This window comes from Natronococcus sp., from assembly GCF_047921035.1.
In the GTDB taxonomy this organism is placed as follows: Archaea; Halobacteriota; Halobacteria; order Halobacteriales; family Natrialbaceae; genus Natronococcus.
Map to the genome: position 1 here is coordinate 25,334 of NZ_JBLRWX010000038.1, position 8,466 is coordinate 33,799.

Genomic DNA, 8,466 nt, shown 5'->3' on the forward strand with positions numbered 1-8,466 from the left:
GCTGGGCCGCCTTCGAACGGGTATGAGCGACTTCGACAAGGAAGCCGAGCGCGAGAAGCTTCGCGAGAAGTACGAGCGCGACAAGGCCGAGCGGAAGGCCACCCAGCGGATGAGCGACCTCCTGCTCAAGGGAGCGACGATGACCAACAGCCACTGTGGCACCTGCGGCGATCCCCTCTTCCAGCAGGACGGGACGACGTTCTGTCCCAGCTGTCACGGCAACCCCGACGCCGTTCAGGGAACGGAGCTCGAGGCCCAGCCGGCCGACGGGTCGACGGTCGATGACGCCGACGAGGACGGAGAGCAGACCCGACCGCAGCCCGAGATCGACGGCACGGGCTCGACCGACGGGGACGGCCCCCAGACGGAGCCCGAACGAGCGGGCCAGACCGCCGACGCGGATCCCGCGGGCGACTCGAGCGATCGCCCCGCGTCGCCGCCGTCCGAGTCGACGGCAGGTCGCGAGGTTCGCACCCAGTCGGAGGACGACACGTCCCGGTCCGGGGAGGCAGGACGGGCCCAGTCCGACCGCCACCACGCCGACTCGAGCCGACGACCCTCCGCCGGTCGCTCGGGGCGGGCGGCCGGCTCGCGGACGGACGACCTCGAGAGCGCCCGGGCCTCGCTGGTCGCTGCCCTCGAGAAGTTCTCGCGGGAGGCGGGCGAGACTGACGATCCGCGCTACGCCCGGGAGTGCCTCGAGGCCGCCCGGGAAGCCGGGGAGGCCCTCGAGACGCTGCGCTAGTCGAGAAACCGCTCCCGAACGTTGCCGGTCGGCATCATGCACTGGTCTTTCTTGCCGAACACGCGATAGCGGTTGGCGGCGACGACATCGTATCCCCAGTCCCGGAGCCGTCGCGGCAGATACTGCAGCGGGCGGCCGAGCGCGTAGACCCCGCCGAGGATGGCGCCGATCCGGAGGACGGCCGCCGACTTCACGTAGGCGTCGTCGCCCTCGATCAGGACGATCGAATCGAGGTGATCGTCGGCGAGGCCGTAGTCGGCGAGCAGTCGCTGCCCGACGTCGGACTGCAGCGACGCGAAGTGAAAGACTTCCTCGTCGTCCCGCGGCACAATAAACTGGACGAACCCGGCACAGAGGTTACAGACGCCGTCGAAGAGGACGATCGGTTCCTCGTCGGGAATCTCCTCGCTCATTGGAGGGCGTTGGTGTCAACCGCAGTTCAGCTTTCCGATCAGCGTCTCGAGGCTCTGGGGAGGCGCTCACCCTCGTTGAGCCGTCGAAGCGAAGTTAGCTACTCGGCGGGTGGATCTCCGTCGGCTCGTGGTCGCCGCAACCGTGCTGGTAGACGGGCGTGATGTCGGTTTCTCGGTCCTCCGGCGAATCGATCGTCTCCATGGTCACGTCCTCGGTCACACGGTACATGTTCACGTGGGTGAGTTCGGTGCCGTGTTCCTCCTCCCAGGTCGTACAGATGTACTCGGCCAGCTTCTTGGGGGCGTCGTTGCTGCCCTGAATCCCGCCGCGGCGAACGCTGTTCATGTAGAACCGCTCGCGGTAGGAACCGTACTGCGTCTGGAGTTCGTCGTAGGGCCGATCGTAGGAGACCTCCGCCTGCCCGTTGTAGACGTCTACCACGTCGCCGTCGGCGGTCTGCGCCGGGAAGACGTAGTAGCCGTCGGTCGTTCGCGGCGTCGGGGCGAAGACGCTCCAGTCCGGCTGATCGATGCTCAGCTGCTGGGCGGTGCCCTCGATCCGTTCCTCGACGGTTGTCTCCGTCTCGGCGACGTTACCGATCGGGGCCAGCGACATGATCGTGAACGCCCCCATCGAGAACACGACCAGCCCCAGGCCGATGCCGTACGCGGTTTTTCTCGCCCGCCGGCGTCGGTCCCGGTCGATCTGCACCGCCGGAAGACGCGCCGCGAGGGGCTCGAGTTGCCACTCCGGGTCGAACCGTTCGTACTCGACCTCGAGGTAGCTGGCGACCGCCTTCAGATCCGTCCAGAACTGGGCCTGGAGGAACAGCATGACGCCGGCGATGGCGACGTAGGGGAACGCACCGATCCGCACCGTCACGATGAACGAGGCGTGGGAGGCCACGAACATCGCGACGAGCAGCATCCGCTTTCGGCCGGTGAGGACGATCAGCAGCCAGGAGAATATCAGCATGTAGAACCACGTCAGGCCGCCGATCTGGAGCAGCGTGGTGAACTCCCGGAGGGACTCGGCCAGCAGGAAGGTCGTGTCGTCGAGTCCCATGATCAGCGGGGTCGCCTGCCCGCTGGTCCAGAGCTCGTCCTGGGCCTTGTGGTAGCCGTTGACGACGTACATAACCACCATCTGACAGAGGATCAACGCGGAGCCGACGCTGGCGATGCTCTCTCGGGGATCGCGGTCGGCGTGGATCGCGTCGACCGACCAGCGCTCGCCCAGCGGGAGAAAGATCGCCCAGAACAACAGGAGCCGGAACAGGACGTCGGCGTAGCTCAGTACCAGCGGGTTGTGGTGGTCGAGCGAGACGACGAACAGGAACGAGAGGATCGTCGCCAGCCGGGTCCTGTAGCCGACGATCAGCTGGAGCGCGATCAGCCCTTGCAGAACGAACAGGGCGGCGATGGCCGTCGAACTCGTCGTGTAGTGGTAGATCGAGAACGCGCTCTCGGAACTCATCGCGACCGCGAGCTCCCGTGGAACGACGCCGTTTTCGGTGTAGAAGTACCCGAAGTTGCGACTCCGCAGCAACAGGTCGGCGACGATCAACAGCCCGACGAACACCCGAAAGACCGCGAGCGTTCGCGTGTCGATCCGGAACCGATCCGCGACCGCCCGCCGGATCCGGTCCGGGAGCGAACGGGGTTCGAACGCGCTACTCATCGTTCTCCGGTCGCGGTCGACCGGCTCCTCCGAACCGGTTCCGAGAGCGGCCGGTTCCGTGACTGTTCTCGCCCGAGTCCTTACCCATTATCTGGCACCCCTTGGCTGACCGTCCGGCTCCGGATCGGGAGCCGGAGTTTCGCTCCATCCCGACTATCGAGGAACCGAGACGGTCGTCTTCCCGTGAATGAAGACGCGACCGGTATATATTTTCCCCTCAGAACGGACGACGGCGGCGTCGGAGGCCTCGAGTCGGACGGCCGGTACCTGCGGTCAGCCCGTGTACTCGCTGCCGATCACGTCGCGGATCCGTTCGGCGGTCACTCGGCCGACGCCGTCGGCTTCCATCAGTTCGTCCTCGCTCGCGATCATCACCGCCTCGACGGTGCCGAACTCCTCGAGCAGCGCCCTGGCGGTGACGGGTCCGATCTCGGCGATCGAGGAGACGACGTACTCCTGCTGTTCGGTCATCGTCTTGGCCTGCTTCTGGCCGTGGACCGACACCTCCCGATCGACGGTCTCCTGTTCGCGGCCGGCGATCACCGCGAGCAGTTCGGTCGTATCGCTCTCGCCCTCGGTCCGGAGGACGCTCGCGCCGAAGTCGACGGCCAGACTCGAGAGCGCCCCCCGGACGGCGTTCGGGTGAACGTCCCGTTGTTCGTACAGCCCCTCACCTTCGACGACCACGATCGGGCGGGCGTAGTGACGGCTCATCGCGCCGACCTGCTCGAACACCGAGCGGTCGCCGCCGACCAGCGAGTCGACGAAGTCCGCGACGGACTTCCGTTCGACGGCGACCCGGTCCGAGAGCACGTAGTCGCCAACCTCCAGGGTCTCGAGGCGCACCTCGTACTCCTCCCGGCGCGAGAGTTCGCGGGCGATGGTGGCGTCCATCTCGCGCTGGTCGGCGACGACCTCGACGTTCTCGCCCTCGGCGTGGGGTTCGTGGGTCTCGACGTTCTCGTCCTCGTCGCTCGAATCGTCGCTATCGCTGTTCGAGTCCGAGTTCTCCTCGCCGAACTCCTGTAGCCCTGGCCGATCGCCAACCCCCCCGTTTCCGCTGGAAGTCCCGCCGCCGGGTTGCGGTTTTCTGCCGTCGCCGTCCACTTTCGCTCCGCTCTCGAACGCGGCGAGGGACTGCTGGGCGTCGTCGAGTTCCTCCTCGAGGTCGTCGGCCATCCCCTTTAGCTCGCGCAGTTCGGACTCCATCTCCTTCTCGCGGCGCTTCGAGATCCAGAAATAGGCCTCGTCGCGGGTGTCTTCGGCCAGCAGGACGACGACCCGTCCCTCCGACTGGCGTCCCGTTCGACCCTTGCGCTGGATCGACCGAATCGCGGTCGGGACGGGTTCGTAGAAGAGCACGAGGTCGACCTCCGGGACGTCCAGTCCCTCCTCGGCGACCGACGTCGAGACCAGCACCTCGAACTCCCCGCTCCGAAAGGCGTCGAGCACCTCCTGTTGTTCCTTCTGGGTCATTCCGTCCGACCCCTCGCGGTCGCCCTGGCCGACGAACCGCTTGGCGTCGAAGCTCTCGCTCAGGAACTCTGTCAGCGCCTCCGCGGTGTCGCGCGATTCGGTGAAGACGATCACCCGGTCGCCGCCCTCGAGCCCCAGCGTTTCCGCGAGCAGCATCCGCGCCTTGCGGTACTTGGGGTGGAGCTCGTCGAAGCTCTCGGCTCTGCGCATCGCCTCGCGGACGCGGGGATCGGAGACCATCCGTTGGCTCGCTTTCGACGCCCCCGAGGAGCGGGCCTGATTGCGCTGGCGGTCGAAGTATCGTCTGAGGGCCTCGACGCTCTGGGTCTCGACGAGGGTGACGGCCTGACGGAGCTTCATTACTTCCGCGTGGACGGACATCCCCTCGAACCCCTCCGACTGGTCGTTGTTGATCAGTTTCTGGAGCTCCGCGCGCATCCGGTTCAAATCCTTCTGGGACTGGTCGGGCTGGGTCGAGGAAGCCACCCCGAGCTCTTTGAGCTTCTCGAGGCGATCCGTGATCACCTCGTTCAACGCGTCGCGGATCTCGAGGACCTCCTCGGGAAGCTCGATCCGTTCCCACTCGACGTCGGTGTCGTGGGTAAACTCCGCGACGTCGGCGTCCTCCTCGGTCATCACCTCCACTTCCTGGAGGCCGAGGTTCTCGCAGACCTCGAGGATGGCCTCCTCGTCGCCGCCCGGCGAGGCGCTCATTCCGGTGACGAGCGGGTCGTTCGCGTCGGCGTGGTAGCGCTCGGCGATGTAGTTGTACGCGTAGTCGCCGGTGGCGCGGTGGCACTCGTCGAAGGTGATGTGCGTGACGTCGGCGAGCGAGATTCGGGAGCCGACGAGGTCGTTTTCGATCACCTGCGGGGTGGCCATCACGATTGTCGCCTCCTTCCACAGGGCTGCCCGGTCGTCGGGACTGACGTCGCCTGTGAAGACGACGATCTCGTCGTCCGGTATCTGCAGGGCCTCCCGGTAGAACTCGGCGTGTTGCTGGACGAGGGGTTTCGTGGGGGCGAGCATCAGGGCGGTTCCGCCGACCTCCTCGAGCCTGCGGGCGGTCACCAGCAGGCTCACCGTCGTCTTCCCCAGCCCCGTCGGGAGACAGACGAGCGTGTGGTGGTTCGCGGCCGTCCCCGCGAGCTTGAGCTGGTAGAGCCGGCGCTCGAGGAAGTCCGGCTCGAGCAGGGGGTGGTCGATCGTCGGCTGGCCGCCGTCCTCGTCCGTCGCTGCCATTGCCGGGCGTTCATTCTCGCCGCGAATAAGGGTTCGCGTATCGGGGTGAAAGTGAAGCCGGCGGAACGATAGTGGTCCCGTAAGCGAACGAACCCGCGTCTCCGAAGCGACCTATGCGAGACTCGAGTCGCTGCGTGCGGTCGGGGAGACGTTCGACGACGCCGTTTCCCGCCTGCTCGACGAACGGCGTCGGCGAACCCGCGCCGGAGCCGAGTACTGGCGCGACGGCGATGCACCCGAGAACGCGCGGCGGGCTCGAGCCGAACTGAAGCGCGACGTCGGTCTCGAGCGCCGCTGAGGGAACTGTCACCGCTCAATGGTCCGTGCGTTGCAACGCAACCCTCCAAGCAGCTGCGGGTCCTCGAGGGCGTATGGAAACCTCGAGGCGAACCCCCGGTTTGCCGGAGCCGCGGTCAATCCTTACCGCGATCGGATTCATCGTCCTGGTCAACGCCGTCGGCAGCGCACCCGCCCTCATCTCGTCGTCGGACACGGCCTGGTTCCAGGCGCTCGACAAACCGTGGTTCTACCCGCCCGGCATCGCCTTCTCGATCGTCTGGACGCTGCTGTTTACCCTGCTCGGCGTCGCGCTCTGGCTCGTCTGGCGCAGCGAGGGCGACGGTCGGCGACTCGCCCTCGGCCTGTTCGTCGTCCAGATGGCGGTCAACGTCTCCTGGACGCCCGCCTTCTTCTCGCTCGAGCAGCTGCTCGTCGCGTTCGGGATCATCGTGCTCCTCTGGGTGCTCGTCGTCGCGACCATCGCCGCCTTCCGGCGGGTCGACCGCCGCGCTGCGGCCTTGCTCGTGCCCTACCTCGCCTGGATCACGTTCGCCGCCGTCCTCAACTTCGAGATCTGGCGACTGAACGCGTAGACGGGGCTGTGGGTGCCGACCACTCCACCGTGGCGCGTGCTGAGCCGCGTCGAGCGAAGCGAGGCGCGGTTCGAATTCACGCGAGGGACGAGTGAGCGAGACCGCGAGCGAACGAGTCGGCTGGGGAGGGTGAGGCTGTCCCGTGTGTTCGTGCGAGTAGGACGCCTTCTCCGGGAGATTCCACAACGAGGGGCCGGCTGGTCGGCTCCTCCCGCTTGTCACGGATACATCGAACCGTGGCTCCGATTCAACACTCCTCGGGCCGGCGCGGTCGGTCCGGATCGACCGCGTGTGCGAGCACCTCGAGCCCGGTCCCGAGCGGGTACTCGAGGATTTGAGCCGGTTCCTCGAGCACGCGCCCGAAAACTAGCTCTGAGGCCCGCGCTACCGGGTTCCAGGTGTCGTAGTAGGCGTCGTACACCCCCGGCATCGCCTCGGTCTCCATGTAGCCACAGAGGACGTACCCCTCGGGTCGGCGCTCGAGTACGACCGACTCGGTGTACATGTTCTCGGCCTCGAGCATCGCTCCGCTCCAGCGCTCGACGGGGCCGAGATCGATCTCGCCGCGCTCGACCCGCCGCGAGAGCCCGGCGAACCGGTCCGCAAGCCACTCCGCCAGCCCCGGTTTCAGGTGCAACTGGACGAGGTCGACGTCGACGTCGTCCTCGAGTTCCGTCCCACCGACGACCAGCGGGCCGTCGTCGGTCCCCGTCGCGGTGCGGGGACGGCTCGGGTTGACAGCGTGGACCAGCAGCTCCCGGTCGACGCGGGCGTCCCGGGGGGCGAGCGCGTCGTGCTCGAGGGGAAACGCCTCTTCGACCCGCGATTCCGGATCGTCCCAGCCGGCGGTCGCGGACCGTGGTACCTCGACGTACCAGATCAGCTCCGGCTCGCCGTCCGCATCGAGAAACAACGAGGCCGTGGTCGCCCCCTCGAGGCCGAGCAGCGGTCCGGGATCGTCGGGGTCCGCAGGGAGTTCCGAGACGGCTTCGCGAACCGACTCGAGTCGATCCCCGTCGACGCGACGACGGACGAGAAACGCGCTCGCGTGACGTTCGGTGATGTACCTCGAGTCGCGGGCTGTCGGTGCGGACCGCCTGCGGTGTTGTGCGTACCCGACTCCGGCGACGAGCGCTCCGAGAACGATGCTTCGGCGCACCCACGGTCGAACGTCCATACCTGACAGTCGACGCGAACGACGTTTTCAGTACTCCCGAAACCTATCGCCCATTCAAGTATATCCCGTCCATACGACCGACCGTGAAGTCCGTCGGCATCGAACTGCGCTACGACCGGGACGCGCTCTCCCCGATCCACGAGGGGCTCTGCGACTCCCCGGTCCTCGAGCGGGAGCTGATCCTCGGCGGACAGGCCGTCGACGGCGTCGAGACGATCACGTCGTTCGTCGACGGCGATCCGGCTGCCTACGAGCCGCTGGTCGCCGACCGGGAGACGGTACGAGAGTACGAGATCACGCCCGTCGAGGACGGCTTCTTCCTCTACCTGCGCCAGGAACTTGGCCCCGAGGGCGTTTCGCTGCTGGACGCGCTGGCTCAGAAGACGGTCGTGGTCGTCCCGCCGATCGAGGTTCGGGCGGATCGGACGATGCGGCTGACGCTCGTGGGTCACCCCGACGACCTCGGGACGATCCTCGAGACGGTTCCGGAGGGCGTCTCGCTGGACGTGCTGTGGGCCCGCGACGAGCTGACGGTCTCCGGGAGCGTCTCGGACCGCCAGCGCGAGGCCCTCGAGGTCGCTCGAGCGCTGGGCTACTACGAGGTCCCGCGCCGGAACGGGATCGAGGCCGTCGCGGCCGAACTCGGCTGTGCCGTCTCGACGGCCTCCGAGCTGCTGCGTCGAGGCGAGGCTCGAGCGGTGGACGGCGTTCTCGACGGCGAGCCGTAAGCGAGCCGAAAAACCACGGTATTGTATCCAGGCCACTCGAGTCGTTACGTAGAGCGTGCAAACTGCTCGCTTCGCTCGCAGTTTCTACTGGGCGAACAGCCGTCCGAGACGCGCGACAGCGCGTCTCTCTGC

7 protein-coding genes and 1 pseudogene are annotated in these 8,466 nt (G+C 67.0%); 4 read left to right on the top strand and 4 right to left on the bottom strand.

Going from position 1 to position 8,466, the window contains the following annotated elements; translation table 11 throughout:
• The first annotated feature begins 22 nt into the window (after positions 1-22).
• Positions 23-745 carry an Sjogren's syndrome/scleroderma autoantigen 1 family protein gene (locus ACNA7R_RS09840; RefSeq protein ID WP_416283390.1) on the top strand — a complete coding sequence of 241 codons (723 nt, stop codon included), beginning with the start codon at positions 23-25 and terminating at the stop codon, positions 743-745.
• Here ACNA7R_RS09840 and ACNA7R_RS09845 read toward each other — a convergent pair.
• The 3 genes from ACNA7R_RS09845 to ACNA7R_RS09855 form a co-directional block, all read right to left on the bottom strand.
• Positions 742-1,158, bottom strand: coding sequence for a thiol-disulfide oxidoreductase DCC family protein (locus ACNA7R_RS09845; RefSeq protein ID WP_416283391.1), 417 nt, complete (start codon positions 1,156-1,158; stop codon positions 742-744). The genes ACNA7R_RS09840 and ACNA7R_RS09845 overlap by 4 nt on opposite strands.
• A 94-nt stretch (positions 1,159-1,252) precedes the next feature.
• Entirely contained in the window at positions 1,253-2,839 is a 1,587-nt protein-coding gene (locus ACNA7R_RS09850; protein ID WP_416283392.1) for an HTTM domain-containing protein, read from the bottom strand.
• Positions 2,840-3,112: 273 nt separating this feature from the next.
• Complete coding sequence (locus ACNA7R_RS09855; RefSeq protein WP_416283393.1) at positions 3,113-5,557, bottom strand: DEAD/DEAH box helicase; 2,445 nt, start codon at positions 5,555-5,557, stop codon at positions 3,113-3,115.
• Between the two features lie 106 nt (positions 5,558-5,663).
• Here ACNA7R_RS09855 and ACNA7R_RS09860 point away from each other — a divergent pair.
• Together ACNA7R_RS09860 and ACNA7R_RS09865 are read left to right on the top strand one after the other, a co-directional pair.
• Positions 5,664-5,855, top strand: a pseudogene (locus ACNA7R_RS09860) (hypothetical protein); the annotation flags it as partial.
• A gap of 73 nt (positions 5,856-5,928) precedes the next feature.
• Positions 5,929-6,429, top strand: coding sequence for a TspO/MBR family protein (locus ACNA7R_RS09865; protein WP_416283394.1), 501 nt, complete (start codon positions 5,929-5,931; stop codon positions 6,427-6,429).
• A gap of 247 nt (positions 6,430-6,676) precedes the next feature.
• On the opposite strand, the gene ACNA7R_RS09870 is transcribed toward ACNA7R_RS09865, so the two are convergent.
• Positions 6,677-7,606, bottom strand: coding sequence for a hypothetical protein (locus ACNA7R_RS09870; protein WP_416283395.1), 930 nt, complete (start codon positions 7,604-7,606; stop codon positions 6,677-6,679).
• An 83-nt stretch (positions 7,607-7,689) separates the two neighbouring features.
• Between ACNA7R_RS09870 and ACNA7R_RS09875 the strand changes: the two genes are divergently transcribed.
• Entirely contained in the window at positions 7,690-8,334 is a 645-nt protein-coding gene (locus tag ACNA7R_RS09875; RefSeq protein ID WP_416283396.1) for a helix-turn-helix domain-containing protein, read from the top strand.
• Positions 8,335-8,466: the final 132 nt, after the last annotated feature.

Excerpts from the sequence above, each read along its gene's own strand:
- ACNA7R_RS09845 (WP_416283391.1), bottom strand. The coding sequence starts at position 1,158 with ATGAGCGAGGAGATTCCCGACGAGGAACCGATCGTCCTCTTCGACGGC.
- ACNA7R_RS09850 (WP_416283392.1), bottom strand. The coding sequence starts at position 2,839 with ATGAGTAGCGCGTTCGAACCCCGTTCGCTCCCGGACCGGATCCGGCGG.
- ACNA7R_RS09865 (WP_416283394.1), top strand. The coding sequence starts at position 5,929 with ATGGAAACCTCGAGGCGAACCCCCGGTTTGCCGGAGCCGCGGTCAATC.
- ACNA7R_RS09870 (WP_416283395.1), bottom strand. The coding sequence starts at position 7,606 with ATGGACGTTCGACCGTGGGTGCGCCGAAGCATCGTTCTCGGAGCGCTC.
- ACNA7R_RS09855 (WP_416283393.1), bottom strand. The coding sequence starts at position 5,557 with ATGGCAGCGACGGACGAGGACGGCGGCCAGCCGACGATCGACCACCCC.
- ACNA7R_RS09840 (WP_416283390.1), top strand. The coding sequence starts at position 23 with ATGAGCGACTTCGACAAGGAAGCCGAGCGCGAGAAGCTTCGCGAGAAG.